We start from the raw sequence: 21,281 nt of genomic DNA, 5'->3' as shown, positions 1-21,281 counted from the left end.
TCAACCTAAATAATCTTAATTGTTTTACTAATTGAATTATAAAGGAGTAAAAGGTATGAAAATTTGGCAATTAAAAAGTTTATTTGATAACTATAAATCTTTTCAACTATTAAATTTGAAAGAAGACCGTAAAAAATATTTTGATGAAAAAATTGATTTGGCAATAAAGCTATCTGATTCATGGGGAGAAATTCTTGTTGAATGTGTAGAAGGAGATAACCATAGTGATTGTCCTATGTTCTGGGGGGAACTTGGCACGCCAATGGTTAGTAGAAAAGCAAAAGAGGTATTAGAACCTCTAATTTGTAATAATGTTGAGTTCCTTCCGCTAACCCATGATGTTACAGGTGAAGTTTATTACCTAATAAACGTTTTAAATACAATTGATGCAATTGACTACAATAAAGCAGTTTTTGAAAAACTAAGTACAGGATTAATAATAGGTTTCGAAAAATACGCATTTTTACCTAATATAGTTGAGGGGCAGATAATATTTAAAACCTATTTAAATCAAAGATTACACTCCTCTACTGTTTTAGTGTCTGACGAATTTAGAAATGTAGTTTTAGAGAGTGATTTAGAAGGTTTTGAATTTGTAGAGGTATGGGATTCAGAGGCAAATATGTAAAAGAAAGTTCTAAAATAACTGATAGAAGTTAGTAACATGGACACAAAGGTTTCAGAAATTCTAAGAATGTTAGACAATTATGAGGGAAACGAGAAAGAAATATTTGAAATGTTAGAACGTGAAGTAACGGCTAGAAAAGCTTTGAGAAAATCAATAAAAAAGAGGTTGCAGTCAATTGAAAACAATAGTTAAAAATATAGGTGGTAAAAATATAATAGCTACAGCAGAAGAACATTTAAGCCCTCAAATAGAAAAATTATTATATTTGCTAACTAAAGTAGAAGATAACAAATTAGTTGATGGATTTTCTATACAAGTTGGCTGGTCTCTTTTTATTCTATCCAAATGTGAAGATGGGTATCGTATTATTGTCCCAGATTATACAAAAAATCCTTTTAAGGATACTACAGAAGATTTAACAATTGCTTTATGGGTGCAATTAGAACAAGTACATTGTTTACGTCAGTTAAATATTGAGGGTGAAATGATAAAGTTTAGCGATAAAATAGTGACTGCAAAGAACGTGTTGCAACTAGATGAGGTTTATTTACAAAGGGCTAGTGATTGTGAAAAAGGTGATTCTGGTTGGTATATCGGTCCTGTCGAAGAAACAGAAGATGAATTAGAAGCATTTTACGCATATCAGCTATTAAAAATTAGACCTTCAATTATTCAAGTTTTAGCCTTACCTTATGAATATCTGGTAGTTTTTGAGAAAGATAAAATCAAGGCAATTTTAGATGATAAAGATGTCGATGTTTGGAATGGCGTTATAAACTGAGATTAGTTAAATTCTAAAATAACTGACAGGAGTTAGTAACATGGATGCAAAGGTTTCAGAAATTCTAAGAATGTTAAACAATTATGAGGGAAATGAAAAAGAAATTTTTGAACAGATTCAAGCTGAAGCAATGGTGAAATCTAAACAATGCGAAGAAATGATAGATACGATACTGAATAATAAGTCCAAAACTGAAAAAGAAAAACATGAAGCTATAATGAGTATGATAGGACATATTTTCACTTGTGGCGTATCTTATGGGAGTGTTCAAGTTCCATTAGAAATGATTAAGAATCGTCAATCATCTATACATTGATTTATATTTTGAGATAAAGTCGTATCAGATAGTTGATGAAATGAATAATAGTACACGAATGTCATTTAATTTTATTGACGTTTGCCCCTGTGGTTATGTATCATATTCTTATACACATTAGTAACGTAATGTTACCAATGAATTAGGAAAAACTAAACCAATAAAGGGCGTGAAATTTAGCGTATTTATTGGACGAAAAGAAAATGTTAGAAACGTCTACATATCAACGTTTAAAGCTTTTGGTTATACTGTATCCATGTCAAAAGCAAAACCTACGAATTCTGAGTTCATCGCAATGGTTGCGGATAAGCTAAGACTTGAACATAAGGCTAGCTGAGAGGAAAAGTAGTAAGGGATTTAAGTTTTAGTAGAGCTTAATAATTCTTGAAATTTATACTCGATATCAATTTTAAAACCAATAAACTTTTATTTAATGACCAATGAATTTTAGAATTCGTTGGTCTTTTTATTTTGTTGAGAAAAAGAGGGAGAAGTGATATCGATTTTATCAAAATTATTTGGGTAGATAAAAAGGGTTGTTTGATATTATGGAAAATAAAACCTGTTTTTAGTAATATTACATATAAGTGAGTTTTTTAAGGTAATTAAATAGGTATACAGAGGGAGAAGGAAAATGAAAAACAAAATATTAACTTGGCTAGGAATAGTAGCAGCTATGGGAGTTCTTGCTGTTGCAGTTACATTTGGAATGTTAGAGCTTGCCGATAATCCAGTAGATAAAGAAGTGAGTGCTCAAATAGATAAAAAAGAAGACCCAACGATAGTAGGTAGAGAGGTAGATGGAGTCTTTGTTGATGTGTATGTTACTGAACATTCTACTGAAAGCGAAGTCATTACAGCGATGTATCACATGACTCATCAAAAAGTAGTGGCAGAACGAAAATCGGGATCCATCCCAATGATTCAAAATAACGCTGAAAAATTAAAAAAAATCATAAATAAGAGTAGTTTTGCGAAGAAAAATGAGCTTGTAGCAATTGCTGATAGATGGGCGAAAAAAGATTTTAGTAAAATTGTAGAAGATCACAATTTTTTCTCGGATGCTCAAGAGGGTAATGTTTGTAAAGCCACTAGAGCGATGGATGCGGTAGAAGAGCAACATTATATTTTAACTACATTCGGGGAGGAAAAAGCGAAAGAACTATACGAATCAGGGGATACTCCGCACATTCAATAAAAAATAATATGAAGGGCTTCTAGTTTTTTTATTACCTTGCTTTAAGGGGGCAATGGTGACTTGTGAATAAATATTCTGCTTTCTTTATGACTTGTAACAAAAAAGAAGATATATAATTCATTATTAAATGATGAAGTAAAGGCTAAATCGCATCGTAGTACATCTGTTAAAGGATTTTAGCGGGGAAGTCATCCATGATATAATAGATGATAATAAAAAGCCCTGCAAAACAGGACTATATTATTCTTCGTCTTTATTTTGTTTTTCTAATTCAACTAACTTTTGGATTAAAATATGCTGTGGCATATGCATAAGTTGTTCAAGTGGAACACCTAACGCTTTTGATAGGCGGACTGCAGTGTCTGGAGAAATTTGTAATGGTCTCATAGAAGTACCTCCTTTTTCGTATAGTATAGCATAAGATTGGGGGAGTGAGGATGACTCTTATATTTGCGCATCGTGGTGCGGCGGGAACGTATCCGGAAAATACAATGATTTCATTTGAAGCAGCAGAGGCTTTCGGGGCAGATGGAATTGAACTCGATGTTCAATTCACGAAAGATGGAAAAGTTGTCGTTATTCATGATGAAACGGTGGATCGGACAACAAATGGAAAAGGTGCGGTTCGAAATTATTTATATGAGGATTTATGTAAGTTGGATGCGAGTTATAAATTCGGTGACAAAGTAGGTTTTTGCAAAATACCTCTTCTAGAAGAGGTGTTAGAATGGCTCGCAAAAACGAAATTGCTACTCAATATTGAACTGAAAAATAATAAAATCCCATACAGAGGTTTAGAAGAAGAGGTTATAACACTTGTACGTAAGTTTAGTCTAGAGGATCGGATTGTGTTTTCTTCTTTTAATCACTACAGTATGAAGCGATGTCATATGATGGCTCCTGATATTCAAACAGCTATTTTGTATCGTGAAGGTTTGCATAGCCCGTGGGCATATGCAAAAAAGATGGGTGCTACTGCAGTACATCCGAATTATCGTTATCTTCAAGATGCTATCGCTGAATTAACGATGGGAAGTGGTGTGGAGGTTCGTCCTTACACGATAAATGAAGAAACGCTTATGCGTAAATATTTTGATATGAATATATCAGCGATTATTACTGATTATCCTGAAACAGCAAGAACTTTATTACCGATAAAAAAATGAGACCTAATATAATGGTCTCATTTTTTATTTATGATATGTGAAAACTTTGTTTTATCTTCTGAAGCGTGCTTGTACTTTATTTCTCTTACGATCTCTGTGTAAGACGAAGCCGCCGAAGATATAAAACCCGAGTGCGAAGCAAAGAGCGCCGATTAAAAATTGTAACCATAATATAGGGATTGGGGAGAACAAAATCCCAAATACAGTATCTCTCATTAGTTTAATACCAAGCACGGCTAATGAAATGGGGATGAGTGCTAATAATAGAGCGAGGTAACGCTGCATACATAACGCTCCTTTTCAGATTATTTTGTGTATTTTAATGATGTTATATGGAATGGGGGTTTGTCAAGAGGTTGCTGAACGAGTAAGATAAGAATGTGAAAAATTTTGCAGAGATACTTCGAGAGGAAGTGTAATGTATGAAACAAAATGTGTTAATTGTTGGAGCAGGTGAAGGTGGGAGTACACTGCTGAGTCTGTTGCAAAATTCGAATATATTTCAAATTATAGGAGTTATTGATAGTAATCCAATTGCGAAAGGATTACAAATCGCAAAGGAATATGGGGTTCCGATTGGTGATAGTGTAACTCCGTTTCTTTCTATGCATATTGATGTAATGTTTGATATGACAGGTGATTATGATTTACATAAAGTTTTATTGGGAAGCAAGCATAAAGACACCCTTCTTATACCAGGGGATATTGCAAAAATTGTTACGAGACTAGCGCATGAGAAGGAAAGCTTAATTGGAAAGCTAGAAGAACAGACGCAACAAGGGAATTTAATTTTAAATTCAACGCATGACGGTATGATTGTTATAGACCAAGAGGGACAAGTTCGTCTGTTTAATAAAAGCGCAGAGCGTATTACTGGATATAAAAAAGAGGAAGCAATAGGGAAATATATTTTAGAAGTTATTCCAACGAGTAAGTTGCTTCGTATTATACGCACGAAAAAAATAGAAGTGAATCATGAACTGACGTTAGAGAATGAAAAAAAGATTATTACAACGCGTATTCCGATATTAAAAGAAGGTGGAGAGGTTCAAGGGGCATTTGCGATTTTTAAAGACATTACAGAAGTTGTAGATTTAGCGGAAGAAGTTACAGACTTAAAAGAAATTCAAACGCTACTTGAGGCGATTATTAACTCATCTGAGGAAGCAATTTCGGTTGTTGATGAGAAAGGAAGAGGACTAGTTATAAACCCTGCTTATACGAAGTTAACGGGTTTGACTGAAGAAGAAATTATTGGGAAGCCGGCTACAACTGATATTGTGGAAGGTGAAAGTATGCATATGAAAGTACTTCGGACGCGCCGAGCGGTACGAGGAATACATATGAAGATTGGGCAAAAAAAGCGAGATGTAATTGTAAACGTAGCACCGGTTATTGTCGATGGAATATTGAAAGGGAGCGTCGGGGTAATTCGCGATGTATCAGAAATTCAAAAGTTAACAAATGAATTGAATAGGGCAAGACAAATTATTCGAACGTTAGAAGCAAAATATTCATTTGATGATATTGTTGGTGATTCAGATGAAACGACGGCAGCTATTGAACAAGCAAAACTTGGAGCGAATACACCGGCAACAGTATTGCTTAGAGGGGAATCTGGTACGGGGAAAGAGTTATTTGCACACGCTATTCATAACAGTAGTAATCGAAAATACAATAAGTTTGTACGAGTAAACTGTGCTGCTATTTCTGAGACCTTATTAGAAAGTGAATTATTCGGTTATGAGGAAGGCGCGTTTTCTGGAGCGAAAAGAGGCGGGAAACGAGGATTCTTTGAAGAAGCGAATAATGGAAGTGTTTTTTTAGATGAAATCGGAGAGTTATCTGCAAATACGCAAGCGAAGCTCCTTCGTGTGCTACAAGAAAAAGAAATTGTGAAAGTAGGGGGAACGAAAGCGATACCTATTAATGTCCGGGTAATTGCAGCAACACATGTGAATTTAGAAAAGGGCATTCTAGAAGGAGAGTTCAGAGAGGACTTATATTATCGTTTAAATAAAATCCCGATTCAAATTCCTTCCCTTCGTCAGCGTAAAGGAGATATACCAGCGATTGCAGAAAGGTTAATTCAAAAAATTAATCAAGATTATGGTCGTAATGTAGAAGGACTCACCGATTCAGCCGTTTCGTATTTGCAATCATATGAATGGCCAGGGAATGTTAGAGAACTTGAAAATATTTTAGGACGAGCTATTATCTTTATGAATTATAACGAAATATATATTGATGTACATCATTTACCGCCTTTACATAAAGAAGAACAAGTAGAGACGAAACAAAATAATTTATTACCTGAATTAGAAGAGAAGGCCCTTGAACACCTAGTGACAGAATTTGAGGGGAATATTATCCGTGAATATTTAGAGAAATTTGATGGGAACAAAACGAAGACTGCAAAAGCGTTAGGAATTTCAGTTCGAAACTTATATTACAAGCTAGAAAAGTATGACTGTGCAAAAAATAGCATGCAATAAATTGCATACCGTGCAATTTATTGCGTGGTATACAAAAAGCGACAAAACGAGACAGAATATTTCGTTGTTTTTCAAAGTATTGATTTTACTGCATTTTGAATGCGTTTTCATTATTGGTAAGACCACTTTTGAAAGTTGGCACGGTATTTGCTTAATGAATAGACGAGGGACGACGGAAAGGGTTGATTACAAAATATGAAGTTAGAACACTTAATTGATCAAGCAGCAGGACAGCCTAAAAAAACTGTGGCTGTAGCAGTAGCTGAAGATCATGAAGTAATTGAAGCTGTAGCGAAAGCAATCAAGTTACAGCTAGCTCAATTTCGTCTATATGGAAATCAAGAGAAAATAATAGGGATGCTACAAGAGCATGGGTTACAAACTTCAGAACATATTGAAGTGATTGCAGCAGCGTCAAGTGCTGAGGCTGCAGAACTTTCTGTTAAATCTGTAAGCAATGGCGAAGCAGATGTGCTAATGAAGGGGAACATCCCAACAGCAAATATTTTGAAAGCTGTATTAAATAAAGAGTGGGGACTTCGTAAGGGTAGCGTGCTTTCACATGTTGCAGCGTTTGAAGTTCCAAATTACGATCGTCTTATTTTTGTTACAGACGCAGCGATGAACATTGCACCTGATGTAACACAAAAAGCTGCTATTATACAAAATACTGTAGAAGTTGCCCAGGCAATAGGAATTGATTTGCCAAAGGTAGCGCCAATTGCAGCGGTAGAGGTTGTTAATCCTGCGATGCAAGCGACAATTGATGCAGCGATGTTAACTCAAATGAATCGCCGCGGACAAATTAAAAATTGTGTCGTTGATGGACCACTTGCTTTAGATAATGCAGTATCACAAATTGCAGCAGAACATAAAGGCATAGTAAGTGATGTAGCAGGTAAGGCAGACATTTTACTCGTCCCAACGATTGAAGCTGGAAATGTGCTATATAAATCACTCGTCTATTTTGCAAATGCAAAGGTAGGAGCGATGATTGCTGGCGCTAAAGCACCGATTGTTTTAACATCACGTGCTGATTCAGCAGAAACAAAAGTATATTCATTAGCATTGGCAGTTGCGACTGCTTCAAAATAAACCAAATAGGGTAAAACAATTAGGGGGAAACGACAATGACATTAGAAATCTTCGAATACTTAGAAAAATATGATTATGAGCAAGTGGTATTTTGTCAAGATAAAGAATCTGGTTTAAAAGCAATCATTGCAATCCATGATACAACACTTGGACCAGCTCTTGGTGGAACAAGAATGTGGACATATGATTCTGAAGAAGCGGCGATTGAAGATGCATTGCGTCTTGCAAAAGGGATGACATACAAAAATGCAGCAGCTGGTTTAAACTTAGGTGGTGCAAAAACAGTAATTATCGGTGATCCACGTAAAGATAAAAGCGAAGCGATGTTCCGTGCATTAGGACGCTACATTCAAGGACTAAACGGACGTTACATTACAGCTGAAGATGTTGGTACAACAGTAGATGATATGGATATTATCCATGAGGAAACTGATTTTGTAACAGGGATTTCACCATCATTCGGTTCTTCTGGTAACCCATCTCCAGTAACTGCATACGGTGTTTACCGTGGTATGAAAGCAGCTGCAAAAGAAGCATTTGGTACAGATAACCTAGAAGGAAGAGTAATTTCTATTCAAGGTGTTGGTAACGTAGCGTATCACCTATGCAAACATTTACACGCTGAAGGAGCAAAATTAATCGTTACAGATATTAATAAAGAAGCTGTACAACGTGCAGTAGAAGAATTCGGTGCAACAGCAGTTGAGCCAAATGAAATTTACGGTGTTGAATGTGATATTTACGCACCATGTGCATTAGGCGCAACAGTTAATGATGAAACTATTCCACAACTTAAAGCAAAAGTAATCGCTGGTTCTGCAAATAACCAATTAAAAGAAGATCGTCACGGCGACCTTATTCATGAAATGGGTATTGTATACGCACCAGACTATGTTATTAATGCAGGTGGCGTAATTAACGTAGCAGACGAATTATATGGATACAATAGAGAACGTGCATTAAAACGTGTTGAGTCTATTTATGACACAATTGCAAAAGTAATCGAAATTTCAAAACGCGATGGTATAGCAACTTATGTTGCAGCAGATCGTCTAGCTGAAGAGCGCATTGCAAGCTTGAAAAACTCTCGTAGCACATACTTACGCAACGGTCACGACATTATTAGCCGTCGCTAATCATTCATATATAACTTTTACAAAAGGTGTGGTTACCTCTTATGAGGTTTCCACTTCCTTTTAAATTTATTAGTGGAGGTAGCAACATTGTCTGTAAATCGAATTCTTGTTATTAACCCAGGTAGTACATCCACAAAGATTGGTGTTTTTGATAATGAAAGACCCGTTCTAGAAGAAACTATTCGTCATGACGTAGAACAGATTGGAAAATATAAGCGAATTATCGACCAATATGAGTTTCGTAAAGAAACGATTTTAGAAGTTCTACATTCTCATGGTATTAACATTTCAAAATTAAACGCTGTTTGTGGGCGTGGTGGATTACTTCGTCCAATCGAAGGCGGTACGTATACAGTAAACGATGCGATGTTAGAAGATTTAAAAAATGGGTTTAGCGGTCATCACGCTTCAAACCTTGGAGGCATTTTAGCATATGAAATCGCTTCTGGATTAAACATTCCTGCATTCATTGTGGATCCTGTCGTTGTAGATGAAATGGAACCGATTGCTCGTATTAGCGGTATTGCTGGTATGGAACGTAAAAGTATTTTCCATGCATTAAACCAAAAAGCGGTTGCTCGTAAAGTGGCAGATGAATTAAATCACAAATATGAGGATTTAAATTTATTAGTTACACATATGGGCGGTGGTATTACAGTTGGTGCTCATAAAAAAGGAAAAGTTATCGATGTTAATAATGGCTTAAACGGAGAAGGACCATTTAGTCCAGAGCGTGCTGGTACAGTACCAGTAGGACAATTAGTTGAAATGTGTTTTTCTGGTGAGTATTACCGAGACGAAATGGTTAAAAAACTTGTCGGACAAGGTGGACTTGTAAGTCTTATCGGTACAAACGATGCAATTAAAGTAGAACAAATGGTTGAAAAAGGTGATCCTGAAGCAACTCTTATTTATAAAGCAATGGCGTATCAAGTTGCAAAAGAGATTGGCGGAGCTAGTGCTGTACTTCACGGGAAAATCGATGCAATCGTATTAACTGGTGGACTTGCGTACAGTAAAATTCTTGTCGATGAAATAAAAGAACGTGTTCACTGGATTGCAGATGTTATCGTACATCCAGGAGAAGATGAATTACAAGCGTTAGCAGAAGGAGCACTTCGTGTATTACGTGAAGAAGAAGCTCCAAAAGAATATATTGTACGAGAAAAACAAACAGTAGCTAGGGGTTGAGATAATGGCAAGAGAATATGATTTAGTCATCGTTGGCGGCGGTACTGGTGGATATGTTGCTGCTATTCGTGCATCACAACTAGGGTTAAAAACTGCACTTGTTGAAAAAGAAAATCTTGGTGGTACTTGTTTACACAAAGGATGTATTCCTAGTAAAGCTCTTTTACGTAGTGCGGAAGTATACGCAACTGCTAAAAAAGGAGAAGAGTTCGGAGTTATTGCAAGTAATGTAGAACTAAACTTTGCTAAAGTACAAGAGCGTAAAGAGAAGATTGTAACGCAGCTTCACAAAGGCGTTCAGCATTTAATGAAACAAGGTAAAATTGATGTGTTTGAAGGTATTGGCCGTATTCTTGGCCCATCTATTTTCTCTCCAATGCCAGGTACAATTTCAGTTGAACTTGCAAGTGGAGAAGAGAATGAAATGTTAATTCCAAAAAATGTACTTGTTGCAACAGGTTCTCGTCCAAATTCATTACCAGGATTAGAGTTAGACGGAGAGCATGTAATGTCTTCGGATCATGCCCTAAAAATGGAAACGCTTCCTAGCTCAATCATTATCGTTGGTGGCGGTGTAATTGGTATTGAGTGGGCATCTATGCTTGCTGACTTCGGTGTAGAAGTTACTGTATTAGAATATGCGAAAAACATATTACCACTAGAAGATAATGACGTTTCAAAAGAAATGCAACGTCTATTCAAGAAAAAAGGTATTAAAGTGGTAACTGGTGCAAAAGTATTACCAGAAACATTGGTAAAAGATAATGGAGTAACAATTCAAGCTGAACATAACGGTGAGAACAAAGCATTTAAAGCAGAAAAAATGCTTGTATCTGTAGGAAGACAAGCGAATACGCAAAATATGGGCTTAGAGAACACAGATATTGTTGTGGAAAAAGGATACATTCAAACAAATGAGTTTTATCAAACGAAGGAATCTCATATTTACGCAATTGGAGATGTAATCGGTGGCTTGCAACTTGCTCACGTTGCTTCTCATGAAGGAATTGTTGCAGTAGAACATATCGCTGGTAAAGAAGTTGCACCAATTGATTATTCTATGGTATCAAAATGCGTATATAGTAGTCCAGAAGTTGCTTCTGTCGGCTTAACAGAACAAGAAGCAAAAGAAAAAGGCTATAAGTTAAAAGTAGGTAAGTTCTCATTCCGTGCAATCGGAAAGGCACTTGTATACGGAGAATCAGACGGTTTTGTAAAACTTGTAGTTGATGAAGAAACAAATGACATTCTCGGTGTTCATATGATCGGACCACATGTAACAGATATGATTTCTGAAGCTGGTCTTGCAAGAGTACTTGATGCAACACCTTGGGAAGTAGCACATACAATTCATCCGCATCCATCATTATCTGAGGCGATTGGTGAAGCTGCACTTGCTGTAGATGGAAGAGCGTTACACGCATAAAAATGTGGATTTAGGAGGTTATGAAAAATGGCAGAAGTAAAAGAAAAGCGCCATGAAGAGCTTGGCTTAAGTGATGAGCAAGTATTAGAAATGTTCCGTACGATGTTACTTGCACGTAAAATTGACGAACGTATGTGGTTATTAAATCGTGCAGGTAAAATTCCATTCGTAATTTCTTGTCAAGGACAAGAGGCTGCACAAGTTGGAGCGGCGTTCGCTCTTGATAGAGAGAAAGATTATGCATTACCATACTACCGTGATATGGGTGTTGTACTAGCGTTTGGTATGACAGCTAAAGAGCTTATGTTGTCTGCTTTCGCAAAAGCTGGAGATCCAAACTCTGGTGGTCGTCAAATGCCTGGTCACTTCGGTCAAAAGAAAAATCGTATTGTTACAGGCTCATCACCAGTAACAACGCAAGTACCACATGCAGTTGGTATTGCACTAGCTGGAAAAATGGAGAAGAAAGATTTAGTAACGTTCGTTACATTCGGAGAAGGCTCTTCAAACCAAGGTGACTTCCATGAAGGAGCAAACTTTGCTGGTGTACACAAACTGCCTGTTATTTTCATGTGTGAAAATAATAAATACGCAATCTCTATTCCAGTTGAAAAACAATTAGCATGTAAAAACGTATCAGACCGTGCAATTGGTTACGGTATGCCTGGATATACAATAGACGGAAACGATCCGCTTGCAGTATATAAAGCTGTAAAAGAGGCAGCAAACCGCGGCCGTCGTGGTGAAGGCCCAACTTTAATTGAAACAGTATCATATCGTTTAACAGCACATTCTAGTGACGACGATGATCGTGTTTATCGTGATAAAGAAGAAGTAGAAGAAGCAAAGAAAAAAGATTCAATTATAACATTTGCAGCTTATTTAAAAGAAGCTGGCGTGTTAACTGAGGAATTTGAAAAACAAATGTTAGACGAAATTATGCATATCGTAAATGAAGCAACAGAATATGCAGAAAATGCTCCGTATGCAGCACCTGAAGATGCATTGAAGCACGTATACGCAGAATAGGGGGGAACGTTTCATGGCTGTAATGTCTTATATTGATGCTATTACATTAGCAATGCGCGAAGAAATGGAACGCGATGAGAAAGTATTCGTTTTAGGAGAAGATGTTGGTAAAAAAGGTGGCGTGTTTAAAGCGACACACGGTTTGTATGATCAATTTGGTGAAGATCGTGCGCTTGATGCACCGCTTGCAGAATCTGCAATTGCTGGGGTAGCAATTGGTGCGGCAATGTATGGTATGCGTCCAATCGCTGAAATGCAGTTTGCTGATTTCATCATGCCAGCAGTAAACCAAATTGTTTCTGAGGCAGCAAAAATTCGTTATCGTTCTAATAACGATTGGACTTGTCCAGTTACAATTCGTGCGCCATTTGGCGGCGGTGTTCACGGTGCATTGTATCATTCACAATCTGTAGAAGCGATGTTTGCAAACCAACCAGGTTTAAAAATTGTTATCCCTTCTACACCATATGATGCAAAAGGCTTATTAAAAGCTGCAATTCGTGATGAAGATCCAGTATTATTCTTTGAGCATAAGCGTGCATATCGCTTAATTAAAGGTGAAGTGCCAGAAGATGACTATGTATTACCAATCGGAAAAGCAGATGTAAAACGCGAAGGTGATGATATTACTGTTATCACTTACGGATTATGTGTTCACTTTGCTCTTCAAGCAGCTGAAAAGTTAGCACAAGATGGAATCTCTGCACACATTCTTGATTTAAGAACGGTATATCCGTTAGATAAAGAAGCAATTATTGAAGCGGCTTCTAAAACAGGTAAAGTTCTTCTTGTAACAGAAGACAATAAAGAAGGAAGTATTATAAGTGAAGTGGCAGCTATTATCGCTGAAAACTGTCTGTTTGATTTAGATGCGCCAATCGCACGTCTTGCAGGTCCAGATGTTCCAGCAATGCCATATGCACCAACAATGGAAAAATTCTTTATGGTAAATCCAGATAAAGTTGAAAAAGCAATGCGTGAACTTGCGGAATTTTAATCGGGGGGACTATACATGGCTGTAGAAAATATCACAATGCCTCAGCTCGGGGAGAGCGTTACAGAGGGTACAATTAGTAAATGGCTCGTTAATGTTGGCGATCACGTAAACAAGTATGATCCGCTTGCAGAAGTAATGACTGATAAAGTAAATGCTGAAGTGCCATCTTCTTTCACTGGTATTGTGAAAGAATTAATCGCTGGTGAAGGTGAGACGTTAGCTGTAGGTGAAGTAGTTTGTGTTATTCAAGTAGAAGGCGCAGATGAAGTAGCAGCGACAGCTGTTGAGGAAAAAACAAAAGAAGAACCAAAGGCAGAAGTAGCTACGCCTGAAAAAGCACCGAAAGCAAAACAACCAACTGATGGAAAACCACGTTTTTCACCAGCTGTTTTAAAACTTGCAGGTGAGCATAATGTTGATTTAGATTTAGTAGAAGGTACGGGAGCAAATGGCCGTATCACTCGTAAAGATATTTTAAAGCTGGTGGAATCTGGAAATATTCCGCAAGCAGGTGCGAAGAAAGAGGAAGCGGTAGCAGCAGTAGTAGAAGCGCGTCCAGAAGCACCAAAAGCAGCGCCAGTAGCACAAAAAGTAGAAGCTGTAAAACCAGTTTCTGTACCAACAATGCCTGGCGATATCGAAATTCCAGTAACAGGTGTGCGTAAAGCAATTGCAGCGAACATGTTACGTAGTAAACACGAAGCGCCACATGCTTGGATGATGATTGAAGTAGATGTGACAAACCTTGTGTCATACCGTAATTCAATTAAAGGTGATTTCAAAAAGCGCGAAGGCTTTAATTTAACGTTCTTTGCTTTCTTCGTAAAAGCAGTAGCGCAAGCGTTAAAAGAGTATCCTCAAATCAATTCAATGTGGGCTGGCGATAAGATCGTTCAGAAGAAAGATATTAACCTTTCTATCGCTGTTGCAACAGAGGACGAACTATTTGTACCAGTAATTAAACACGCGGATGAGAAGACGATTAAAGGTATCGCTCGTGAAATTACAGAGCTTGCAGGAAAAGTACGTACGAAATCGTTAAAAGCGGACGAAATGCAAGGCGGAACATTTACAATTAATAACACAGGATCATTCGGTTCTGTTCAATCTATGGGTATTATTAATTACCCACAAGCGGCTATTTTACAAGTTGAATCAATTGTAAAACGCCCAGTAATTATGGATAACGGTATGTTCGGTGCTCGCGACATGGTTAACTTATGTTTATCACTTGACCACCGTGTACTAGATGGCCTAATTTGTGGTAAGTTCTTAGGACGTGTAAAAGAAATTTTAGAAAATACGTCAGAAAATAATACATCTGTATATTAATAAAAAGCTCGCTTATGCGAGCTTTTTATCATCTTATTTCTTCATTTGCATCCTACTATATGTACAACACTTTTCCCAGCAATCTTACAATGAACGAGTATGTATTAGAAATTTACGAAAATACATTGCTGATATATGGTATATAGATATAAAATAAGAAAAGAATAATTTTTTTGGCAAATCTTACTGACGAAACTGTAGTATAATATATTGTATTGTATGAAAAAGAGAGTTATTCTATATAAGTGTTTTATAGATAATGTGTAATCAGTCGTCAAAACATGAAGAATGTTGACTCCTGGTTTTTTATTTTGCTGTAACAATGTTTCAGGAGGATGTCATGAAAAGAAGTACCGAGTTTCTAAAAAGTTTAGATGTAAAATTAATTTTAATTTTGTGTGCATTTTGTGTTATAAGTATAACTGCTATATATAGCAGTCAGCAAACCGGACAGTATGGAGATGCAAACTTTGCTATGAAGCAGGGAGTTAACTACATAATTGGGGTTGTATTGTTACTTCTTGTTGCTAGCATCGACTTAGATCAGTTGCAAAAATTGTCTTGGCCGCTTTATATTGCTGGGTTTGCTTCACTTATTCTTTTGAAAGTATTACCACCATCAGGTTTCACACCTGAAAAGTTAGGGGCAAAAAGGTGGTTCGTTTTTCCAGTACTTGGACAAATTCAGCCATCCGAGTTTTTCAAAATCGCATTGCTTCTCGTAGTAGCAAGTATAGCAGTGAAACATAATGCACAGTATATGGCAAGGACATTCCAAACGGATTTACAATTAGTAGGTAAAATTATGCTAGTATCCCTCCCGCCTATGGCCGTTGTATATAGCCAACCGGATACAGGGATGGTGTTCTTATATGCAGCAGCTATCGCATGTATTTTATTTATGTCAGGAATTCAAAAGAAATTAATTGCGTTATGTACAGTCATTCCGGTGACCATATTGTCTACATTAATATTTATATTTGTAAAATATCCAGATTTCTTCTTTAATAAATTAGTTACTTTGTTAAAACCTCACCAACAATCACGTATTATAGGTTGGCTAAATCCATTTGAGAATGCAAATGAAGGCTATCAAACACAGCAATCGATTTTAGCTGTAGGTAGTGGAGGTATGGAAGGGAAAGGATTTGGTGAAGGGAACGTCTATATTCCAGAGAAACACACTGACTTTATTTTCGCTACAATTGCCGAAGAAGGTGGATTTATAGTAGCGGCGTTAGTTGTGTTCTTGTTCCTGTTACTACTATATCGAACAATTATTATCGGTTATTCTGCTGATAATTTATTTGGTACATTATTATGTGCTGGATCAATAGGAATACTAACGGTTCAAATATTCCAAAATATTGGTATGATCGTTGGATTAATGCCTGTAAAAGGGATTGCATTACCTTTCTTATCGTATGGGGGAAGTTCCTTATTCTCGAATATGATTATGATGGGGCTCATATTATCGGTACGGAAAACGTATAAAAAATATATGTTTTCAGTTAAGTAAAAAAGCTGGTTCGTTTTTAAACGAACCAGCTTTTTTACATATATGCTCCTAAACGTTGCAAACTAAAACAGACTAGCAGTTTGGGATGTAAGGAGTGCAAAGTGATGCATATGCATATTTTTGAAGGAGCACGGCATCTTTCTAATGGTGAATGGGTTGTTCGAGCTATTATAGCGTACACATTTTTAATATTAGTTGCGAAATCGATGGGACAAAGATCCATCGCACAACTTCGCTTTTTAGATGTTGTATTAGTGTTATTACTTGGTGGTAATATTTCTAATGCGCTATCTGATGAAAAGGTCGGATTACTCGGTTCAATGATTACAACTTTTATACTAGTTGTACTTCATATTATAAGCTCTGTTTTAATGTTGAAATGGGATAGATGGAGACGCTTTTTAGAGCCTGCACCTATTATTCTTATACACAATGGTGCCATTGATTTTAGCAATTTGAAAAAGGCGAGAATTACGGCGGAATATTTATTTTCGGAACTTCGCATGCGAAATGTGAGCGATATTCAAACGATTAAATTAGCATTATGGGAAGCAAGTGGTGTTGTTTCTATATTTCAGTATCCAGAATATGAAGCAGTTTCTCGGCTTGATCTTAAAGTGGCGGGGAAAAAATCTCCAGTTGCTTTTATTTTAGTGAAGGATGGAAGAATTCAGCAGGACGTTCTCGCTTTAGTAGGAAAAACAGAAGAGTGGGCGAAAGAGTTTTTAGAGAAGAATGCAGAAATTGAATCCATTATGTTAGCTACAGTAGATGAAGCACATAAAATAAATATTTTGTTAAAAAAATGAAAAATATACGCATTTTGTCGTTTCATACATATGATACAATAGTGTGGACAACGAAAAAGGAGGCGATACGATGGGATATGTAGAAGAATTACGAAAAATAGTTGGTCATCGCCCTTTAATTTTAGTTGGTGCTGTTGTACTCGTTATAAATGAAAGTGGATATGTATTATTACAGCAAAGAACAGAGCCGTACGGAAAATGGGGGTTGCCTGGCGGGCTAATGGAGCTTGGTGAATCACCAGAAGAAACAGCTTACCGTGAAGTATATGAAGAGACAGGAATAGAAGTAAAGAACCTCCGATTAATCAATGTATTTTCTGGAGCGAACTATTTTTCAAAATTAACAAACGGTGATGAGTTTCAATCCGTAACGACAGCCTATTATACCGATGAATACGAAGGGAATTTTGTTATGAATAAAGAAGAAGCGGTTCAGCTTAAATTCTTCCCGGTAACAGAGCTACCTGATTATATTGTAGGATCGCATAAAAAAATGATTGGTGAATATATGAAAATTATGGAAAAAGAGATATAATAATGGTGAAAGAAATACAAAAACACAGCTCTGGTTGGTAGTCCAGACGCATGATTTTATGTCAGTAACCTTCCCCTCCGGGATGTCCAGTATTTCTAATTTTTTTAAAGGAGGGGCTGTCAATGGATTTGACAGTATATCACGATGGTCAATTTTTTGTAGGAATTATTACATGTAAAGAAAAAGGGAAGTTGTATGGAGCAAGGTATATTTTTGGAACGGAACCTTCAGACGAAGAAGTACTTATATTTGTGAATGGTCCAATGTTAGCATATTTCCAGCATGTTGCAAAATGTGGTGTGGAAGTGGAAGAAAAACAGCGTCCCAAAAATATAAAACGTATCATACGACAAGCGGCAAAAGAAGTAAATGTAAAGCGTTTTACTAAGGCACAAGAAGCGATTAGTTTATCTTATGAATTGTATAAACAAGAAAAGAAAGTGCAGTCTAAAGAGAAGCGAGAAGCTGAAAAACAAAGAAGACGTTTAATTAAAGTACAAAAAGCAAAGCAAAAGCATCGTGGCCATTAAAAAAAAGGTGTTAGAGCAAGGGCTCTAACACCTTTTCTATGCCTAAATACAAGTAAACTTACTTGTATTTCATAAACATTAACTGGTAAGATACAAATAGATAGTTTTAGAGGAGGGAAAAGATTGATTAATTTTAACTTTTTTATGAATGATGTTGTCCGCCAAGCGCGTGAAGAGATTGTCTCTGCTGGATATACAGAATTGACGACGCCGGAAGCAGTAGAAGAAGCGTTTAAAAGAAATGGAACAACACTTGTAATGGTAAACTCTGTATGTGGTTGTGCAGGTGGTATTGCTCGTCCTGCTGCTGCGCATTCCGTACATTATGATAAACGTCCTAACCATCTTGTAACGGTGTTTGCAGGTCAAGATAAAGAAGCAACAGCAACAGCTCGTGAATATTTCGAAGGATATCCACCTTCTTCTCCATCATTCGCTTTATTAAAAGATGGAAAAATTGTAACGATGGTAGAACGTCATGAAATTGAAGGTCATGAACCAATGCAAGTTATTGCAAAACTACAATCTTATTTCGAAGAGAATTGTGAAGAACTATAAATATAAGCGAAAAGGCGGTACGTCCACAATGAAGTGGATGTACCGCCTTTTTTATTTAGTTTTTAAAATAATTAAACATGCAGGAAGTTGTTGTTTTATGCATGTTTTCATGCATTAACAACAGCTTTAATGCTGTTTTTTTATTTATTTTTATTTTAAATATTGCATAAAAATGAAAGTGCTGATACAATACAAACATCGAATAAATATTCTATTAAACTTTTAAATATACATTATTAGGGGGAAGAAAGATGAAGAAGTTGTTATCAATATCGTTTGCACTTATTTTAATTGTAAGTATATTCAGTGCTTGTAGTAATGGGGAAGAAAAGGCTACTGGAAAAAATAAAAAAGTACTCGTTATGGGGACGTCAGCAGACTATAAACCGTATGAATACGTAGAAGCTTCAAAAAGTGATGAAATTATCGGCTTTGATGTTGATATTGCCAAATATATCGGAAAAGAACTTGGATACGAAGTGAAAGTGAAAGACATGGATTTCGGCGGATTATTAGCATCTCTTAATTCAGGAAAAGTTGATTTCGTTATGGCGGGTATGACGCCAACTGCAGAGCGTAAAAATAATGCTGATTTCACAGATATATATTTTGTTGCAAAAAATATGATCGTTTCAAAAAAGGGCTCTAATATTAAATCGTTAGAAGATTTAAAAGGGAAAAAAGTAGGAGTACAAACAGGATCAATTCAAGAAGAAAAGGCAAAAGAATTTCAGAAACAAGTCGATTTCAAAGCTGAGGGACGTGACCGTATACCAGAAATCGTACAAGAAATTAAAGCTGGTCGTTTTGACGCTGCAATTATAGAAGACACAGTTGCAAAAAATTATTTAGAAAAAATGAAAGAGCTACAAGGAATTGAAATTCAAGAAGCACCAGAAGAAGTAGGTGCAGCAATTGCTCTTCCGAAAAATAGTGATAAAACAGAAGAATTTAATAAAGTAATTAAGAAAATGCAAGAAAATGGAGAAATGGATAAATTAGTGAAGAAATGGTTTGGCAGCGGAAAATAAGCTGCCTTTCACTTTTCTGTGAGGGGAATGAAAAGGATGAATCTAGATTTTTCGGCAATTACGCCTTCAATACCATATATATTAAAGGGATTAGAAGTTACATTGAAAATTGTAGCTGCATCAGCTGTGGTAGGATTTATTTTAGGAACGTTATTAGCACTTTGCAAAATTGCTAGAATACGAGTATTAAATATTGCAGCAGATATTTATACGTCAATATTTCGTGGCACACCGCTAGTATTACAATTAATGATTATTTATTTCGGTGTTCCGCAAATGATGGGTTATGAGATACCGGCCTTTTTAGCAGCTGTACTTGCATTTAGCTTAAATTCAGGTGCATATATGTCAGAAGTAATTCGTGCCGGCATTCAAGCAGTCGATAAAGGACAAACAGAAGCAGCAATGGCTTTAGGTATTCCGTACAGTAAAATGATGAGAAATATTATTTTTCCTCAAGCTTTAAAAAATATATTACCAGCACTTGTGAATGAGTTTGCGACACTTACGAAAGAGTCGGCTGTAGTAACCGTAATAGGAGCGACTGATTTAATGCGCCGTGCTTATATTGTAGGTGGTGAAACATTTAAATATCTTGAGCCATTACTTTTTGTTGGACTTATTTATTATATATTAGTAATTATTCTTACATTAGTCGGGAAAGCCATTGAAGGGAGAATGAAGAAAAGTGATTAAAATTGACAACCTTCATAAATCATTTGGGAAAAATGAAGTATTAAAAGGAATTACAACAACGATTGAGAAAGGAGAGGTTGTTGCAATTATTGGACCGTCTGGATCTGGAAAGTCAACGTTTTTACGCTGTATGAATGTATTAGAAGCGCCGACAGATGGTCACATTTGGATTGGAACGGAAGAAGTAACGAATCCGAAAACAAATATTATGCACGTTCGTGAAAATGTCGGAATGGTATTTCAACATTTTCACTTATTCCCTCATATGACTGTATTAGAAAATATTACGTATGCTCCTATCAATGTAAAAGAAGTAACGAAGCAAGAAGCTGAAAAAAAAGCTGAGAAACTTCTAGAAAAAGTGGGGTTATTAGATAAGAAAGATGCATATCCAAATCGTCTTTCAGGAGGACAAAAGCAACGTGTAGCAATTGCAAGAGCGTTAGCGATGGAACCGGAAGTTATGTTATTTGATGAACCTACCTCTGCGCTAGATCCAGAAATGGTGAAAGAAGTGTTAGAAGTTATGAAATCATTAGTTACGACAGGAATGACGATGGCAATCGTTACACATGAAATGGGATTTGCAAAAGAAGTAGCAGACCGTGTTCTCTTTTTAGATGGTGGAAAGCTCGTAGAAGATAGTAATCCGGAAGAGTTTTTTACAGCACCAAAAAGTGACCGTGCAAAAGAATTTTTGCAAAAGATATTGTAATATGTGAAGGGTACGTGAATAATAGGTAGAAAAGGATGACATTGCGTCATCCTTTTTTTATACTATTTTTAAATACATTTATACATATAGGAGTAATG

The 21,281-nt window shown here is 36.3% G+C and carries 24 protein-coding genes and 1 pseudogene; 23 read left to right on the top strand and 2 right to left on the bottom strand.

From position 1 onward, the window contains the following. The first annotated feature begins 55 nt into the window (after positions 1 to 55). The 6 genes and pseudogenes from NSQ69_RS20600 (at position 56) to NSQ69_RS20575 (ending at position 2,923) form a co-directional block, all read left to right on the top strand. A complete protein-coding gene (locus tag NSQ69_RS20600) occupies positions 56 to 628 on the top strand; it encodes an imm11 family protein (protein WP_002138281.1) in 573 nt (190 codons plus the stop codon). A gap of 36 nt (positions 629 to 664) precedes the next feature. Further along, complete coding sequence (locus tag NSQ69_RS20595; RefSeq protein ID WP_002129038.1) at positions 665 to 820, top strand: hypothetical protein; 156 nt, start codon at positions 665 to 667, stop codon at positions 818 to 820. Further along, positions 804 to 1,409 carry an immunity protein Imm33 domain-containing protein gene (locus NSQ69_RS20590; protein WP_002167693.1) on the top strand — a complete coding sequence of 202 codons (606 nt, stop codon included), beginning with the start codon at positions 804 to 806 and terminating at the stop codon, positions 1,407 to 1,409. Before NSQ69_RS20595 ends, NSQ69_RS20590 begins: the two co-directional genes overlap by 17 nt. Before the next feature lie 40 nt (positions 1,410 to 1,449). Beyond that, positions 1,450 to 1,725: a hypothetical protein gene (locus NSQ69_RS20585; RefSeq protein WP_002129035.1), complete on the top strand. Its 276-nt coding sequence runs from the start codon at positions 1,450 to 1,452 to the stop codon at positions 1,723 to 1,725. Positions 1,726 to 1,963: 238 nt separating this feature from the next. Continuing rightward, a pseudogene (locus NSQ69_RS20580) lies at positions 1,964 to 2,062 on the top strand (sporulation initiation factor Spo0A C-terminal domain-containing protein); the annotation flags it as partial. 297 nt (positions 2,063 to 2,359) lie between these two features. Next, complete coding sequence (locus NSQ69_RS20575) at positions 2,360 to 2,923, top strand: PRK06770 family protein (RefSeq protein WP_341099636.1); 564 nt, start codon at positions 2,360 to 2,362, stop codon at positions 2,921 to 2,923. Positions 2,924 to 3,163: 240 nt separating this feature from the next. On the opposite strand, the gene NSQ69_RS20570 is transcribed toward NSQ69_RS20575, so the two are convergent. Continuing rightward, positions 3,164 to 3,310 (bottom strand): YycC family protein, encoded by a 147-nt coding sequence (locus NSQ69_RS20570; protein ID WP_001247671.1) that lies wholly within the window; start codon positions 3,308 to 3,310, stop codon positions 3,164 to 3,166. Between the two features lie 50 nt (positions 3,311 to 3,360). On the opposite strand from NSQ69_RS20570, the gene NSQ69_RS20565 reads away from it, so the two are divergent. After that, positions 3,361 to 4,089, top strand: coding sequence for a glycerophosphodiester phosphodiesterase (locus NSQ69_RS20565; protein ID WP_002033957.1), 729 nt, complete (start codon positions 3,361 to 3,363; stop codon positions 4,087 to 4,089). 51 nt (positions 4,090 to 4,140) lie between these two features. Here NSQ69_RS20565 and NSQ69_RS20560 read toward each other — a convergent pair whose 3' ends face one another. Continuing rightward, positions 4,141 to 4,374, bottom strand: a complete 234-nt coding sequence (locus NSQ69_RS20560) for a DUF2627 domain-containing protein (protein ID WP_001190193.1) — start codon at positions 4,372 to 4,374, stop codon at positions 4,141 to 4,143. A 137-nt stretch (positions 4,375 to 4,511) separates the two neighbouring features. On the opposite strand from NSQ69_RS20560, the gene NSQ69_RS20555 reads away from it, so the two are divergent. From NSQ69_RS20555 to NSQ69_RS20480, 16 genes are all read left to right on the top strand, one after another. After that, the gene (locus NSQ69_RS20555; RefSeq protein WP_002129032.1) at positions 4,512 to 6,584 is read left to right on the top strand and encodes a sigma 54-interacting transcriptional regulator; all 2,073 of its coding nucleotides are present in this window, start codon (positions 4,512 to 4,514) and stop codon (positions 6,582 to 6,584) included. Between the two features lie 195 nt (positions 6,585 to 6,779). Further along, complete coding sequence (gene yqiS, locus NSQ69_RS20550; protein ID WP_002033959.1) at positions 6,780 to 7,679, top strand: phosphate butyryltransferase; 900 nt, start codon at positions 6,780 to 6,782, stop codon at positions 7,677 to 7,679. A gap of 35 nt (positions 7,680 to 7,714) precedes the next feature. After that, positions 7,715 to 8,815 carry a leucine dehydrogenase gene (locus tag NSQ69_RS20545; RefSeq protein WP_002015088.1) on the top strand — a complete coding sequence of 367 codons (1,101 nt, stop codon included), beginning with the start codon at positions 7,715 to 7,717 and terminating at the stop codon, positions 8,813 to 8,815. 87 nt (positions 8,816 to 8,902) lie between these two features. Then, complete coding sequence (gene buk, locus NSQ69_RS20540; RefSeq protein WP_002088555.1) at positions 8,903 to 10,006, top strand: butyrate kinase; 1,104 nt, start codon at positions 8,903 to 8,905, stop codon at positions 10,004 to 10,006. Between the two features lie 4 nt (positions 10,007 to 10,010). Beyond that, positions 10,011 to 11,432, top strand: a complete 1,422-nt coding sequence (gene lpdA / locus NSQ69_RS20535; protein WP_341099635.1) for a dihydrolipoyl dehydrogenase — start codon at positions 10,011 to 10,013, stop codon at positions 11,430 to 11,432. A gap of 27 nt (positions 11,433 to 11,459) precedes the next feature. Next, a complete protein-coding gene (gene bfmBAA / locus NSQ69_RS20530; RefSeq protein WP_002167697.1) occupies positions 11,460 to 12,461 on the top strand; it encodes a 3-methyl-2-oxobutanoate dehydrogenase subunit alpha in 1,002 nt (333 codons plus the stop codon). Positions 12,462 to 12,474: 13 nt separating this feature from the next. Next, positions 12,475 to 13,458: a 3-methyl-2-oxobutanoate dehydrogenase subunit beta gene (gene bfmBAB, locus NSQ69_RS20525; RefSeq protein WP_000290070.1), complete on the top strand. Its 984-nt coding sequence runs from the start codon at positions 12,475 to 12,477 to the stop codon at positions 13,456 to 13,458. 15 nt (positions 13,459 to 13,473) lie between these two features. Beyond that, positions 13,474 to 14,790: a dihydrolipoamide acetyltransferase family protein gene (locus NSQ69_RS20520; protein ID WP_002184993.1), complete on the top strand. Its 1,317-nt coding sequence runs from the start codon at positions 13,474 to 13,476 to the stop codon at positions 14,788 to 14,790. Between the two features lie 340 nt (positions 14,791 to 15,130). Beyond that, complete coding sequence (locus NSQ69_RS20515; RefSeq protein WP_002129028.1) at positions 15,131 to 16,309, top strand: FtsW/RodA/SpoVE family cell cycle protein; 1,179 nt, start codon at positions 15,131 to 15,133, stop codon at positions 16,307 to 16,309. A gap of 104 nt (positions 16,310 to 16,413) precedes the next feature. Further along, complete coding sequence (locus tag NSQ69_RS20510; protein ID WP_002033965.1) at positions 16,414 to 17,118, top strand: DUF421 domain-containing protein; 705 nt, start codon at positions 16,414 to 16,416, stop codon at positions 17,116 to 17,118. 70 nt (positions 17,119 to 17,188) lie between these two features. Next, the gene (locus NSQ69_RS20505; RefSeq protein ID WP_002129025.1) at positions 17,189 to 17,653 is read left to right on the top strand and encodes an NUDIX hydrolase; all 465 of its coding nucleotides are present in this window, start codon (positions 17,189 to 17,191) and stop codon (positions 17,651 to 17,653) included. 122 nt (positions 17,654 to 17,775) lie between these two features. Further along, positions 17,776 to 18,183, top strand: a complete 408-nt coding sequence (locus NSQ69_RS20500; protein ID WP_002129024.1) for a YjdF family protein — start codon at positions 17,776 to 17,778, stop codon at positions 18,181 to 18,183. A 144-nt stretch (positions 18,184 to 18,327) separates the two neighbouring features. Next, positions 18,328 to 18,741, top strand: coding sequence for a BrxA/BrxB family bacilliredoxin (locus NSQ69_RS20495; RefSeq protein ID WP_002008492.1), 414 nt, complete (start codon positions 18,328 to 18,330; stop codon positions 18,739 to 18,741). 251 nt (positions 18,742 to 18,992) lie between these two features. Continuing rightward, positions 18,993 to 19,772, top strand: coding sequence for a transporter substrate-binding domain-containing protein (locus NSQ69_RS20490; RefSeq protein ID WP_002129023.1), 780 nt, complete (start codon positions 18,993 to 18,995; stop codon positions 19,770 to 19,772). Between the two features lie 36 nt (positions 19,773 to 19,808). After that, positions 19,809 to 20,468, top strand: a complete 660-nt coding sequence (locus NSQ69_RS20485) for an amino acid ABC transporter permease (protein ID WP_002067073.1) — start codon at positions 19,809 to 19,811, stop codon at positions 20,466 to 20,468. Continuing rightward, positions 20,461 to 21,183, top strand: a complete 723-nt coding sequence (locus tag NSQ69_RS20480) for an amino acid ABC transporter ATP-binding protein (RefSeq protein ID WP_002088545.1) — start codon at positions 20,461 to 20,463, stop codon at positions 21,181 to 21,183. The genes NSQ69_RS20485 and NSQ69_RS20480 overlap by 8 nt, the downstream gene beginning before the upstream one ends. The last annotated feature ends 98 nt before the right edge of the window (positions 21,184 to 21,281 follow it).

Origin of the sequence: Bacillus sp. FSL R10-2201, from assembly GCF_038008665.1 — a bacterium.
Taxonomy (GTDB): Bacteria; Bacillota; Bacilli; order Bacillales; family Bacillaceae_G; genus Bacillus_A; species Bacillus_A mycoides.
This window is presented reverse-complemented; position numbering and strand designations above follow the sequence as displayed.

What these genes read in the sequence shown, in the direction of transcription:
- NSQ69_RS20600 (WP_002138281.1), top strand. Translation starts at nt 56, where the DNA reads ATGAAAATTTGGCAATTAAAAAGTTTATTTGATAACTATAAATCTTTT.
- NSQ69_RS20595 (WP_002129038.1), top strand. Translation starts at nt 665, where the DNA reads ATGGACACAAAGGTTTCAGAAATTCTAAGAATGTTAGACAATTATGAG.
- NSQ69_RS20585 (WP_002129035.1), top strand. Translation starts at nt 1,450, where the DNA reads ATGGATGCAAAGGTTTCAGAAATTCTAAGAATGTTAAACAATTATGAG.
- NSQ69_RS20575 (WP_341099636.1), top strand. Translation starts at nt 2,360, where the DNA reads ATGAAAAACAAAATATTAACTTGGCTAGGAATAGTAGCAGCTATGGGA.
- NSQ69_RS20570 (WP_001247671.1), bottom strand. Translation starts at nt 3,310, where the DNA reads ATGAGACCATTACAAATTTCTCCAGACACTGCAGTCCGCCTATCAAAA.
- NSQ69_RS20565 (WP_002033957.1), top strand. Translation starts at nt 3,361, where the DNA reads ATGACTCTTATATTTGCGCATCGTGGTGCGGCGGGAACGTATCCGGAA.
- NSQ69_RS20560 (WP_001190193.1), bottom strand. Translation starts at nt 4,374, where the DNA reads ATGCAGCGTTACCTCGCTCTATTATTAGCACTCATCCCCATTTCATTA.
- NSQ69_RS20555 (WP_002129032.1), top strand. Translation starts at nt 4,512, where the DNA reads ATGAAACAAAATGTGTTAATTGTTGGAGCAGGTGAAGGTGGGAGTACA.
- yqiS (WP_002033959.1), top strand. Translation starts at nt 6,780, where the DNA reads ATGAAGTTAGAACACTTAATTGATCAAGCAGCAGGACAGCCTAAAAAA.
- NSQ69_RS20545 (WP_002015088.1), top strand. Translation starts at nt 7,715, where the DNA reads ATGACATTAGAAATCTTCGAATACTTAGAAAAATATGATTATGAGCAA.
- lpdA (WP_341099635.1), top strand. Translation starts at nt 10,011, where the DNA reads ATGGCAAGAGAATATGATTTAGTCATCGTTGGCGGCGGTACTGGTGGA.
- bfmBAA (WP_002167697.1), top strand. Translation starts at nt 11,460, where the DNA reads ATGGCAGAAGTAAAAGAAAAGCGCCATGAAGAGCTTGGCTTAAGTGAT.
- bfmBAB (WP_000290070.1), top strand. Translation starts at nt 12,475, where the DNA reads ATGGCTGTAATGTCTTATATTGATGCTATTACATTAGCAATGCGCGAA.
- NSQ69_RS20520 (WP_002184993.1), top strand. Translation starts at nt 13,474, where the DNA reads ATGGCTGTAGAAAATATCACAATGCCTCAGCTCGGGGAGAGCGTTACA.
- NSQ69_RS20515 (WP_002129028.1), top strand. Translation starts at nt 15,131, where the DNA reads ATGAAAAGAAGTACCGAGTTTCTAAAAAGTTTAGATGTAAAATTAATT.
- NSQ69_RS20510 (WP_002033965.1), top strand. Translation starts at nt 16,414, where the DNA reads ATGCATATGCATATTTTTGAAGGAGCACGGCATCTTTCTAATGGTGAA.
- NSQ69_RS20505 (WP_002129025.1), top strand. Translation starts at nt 17,189, where the DNA reads ATGGGATATGTAGAAGAATTACGAAAAATAGTTGGTCATCGCCCTTTA.
- NSQ69_RS20500 (WP_002129024.1), top strand. Translation starts at nt 17,776, where the DNA reads ATGGATTTGACAGTATATCACGATGGTCAATTTTTTGTAGGAATTATT.
- NSQ69_RS20495 (WP_002008492.1), top strand. Translation starts at nt 18,328, where the DNA reads ATGAATGATGTTGTCCGCCAAGCGCGTGAAGAGATTGTCTCTGCTGGA.
- NSQ69_RS20490 (WP_002129023.1), top strand. Translation starts at nt 18,993, where the DNA reads ATGAAGAAGTTGTTATCAATATCGTTTGCACTTATTTTAATTGTAAGT.
- NSQ69_RS20485 (WP_002067073.1), top strand. Translation starts at nt 19,809, where the DNA reads ATGAATCTAGATTTTTCGGCAATTACGCCTTCAATACCATATATATTA.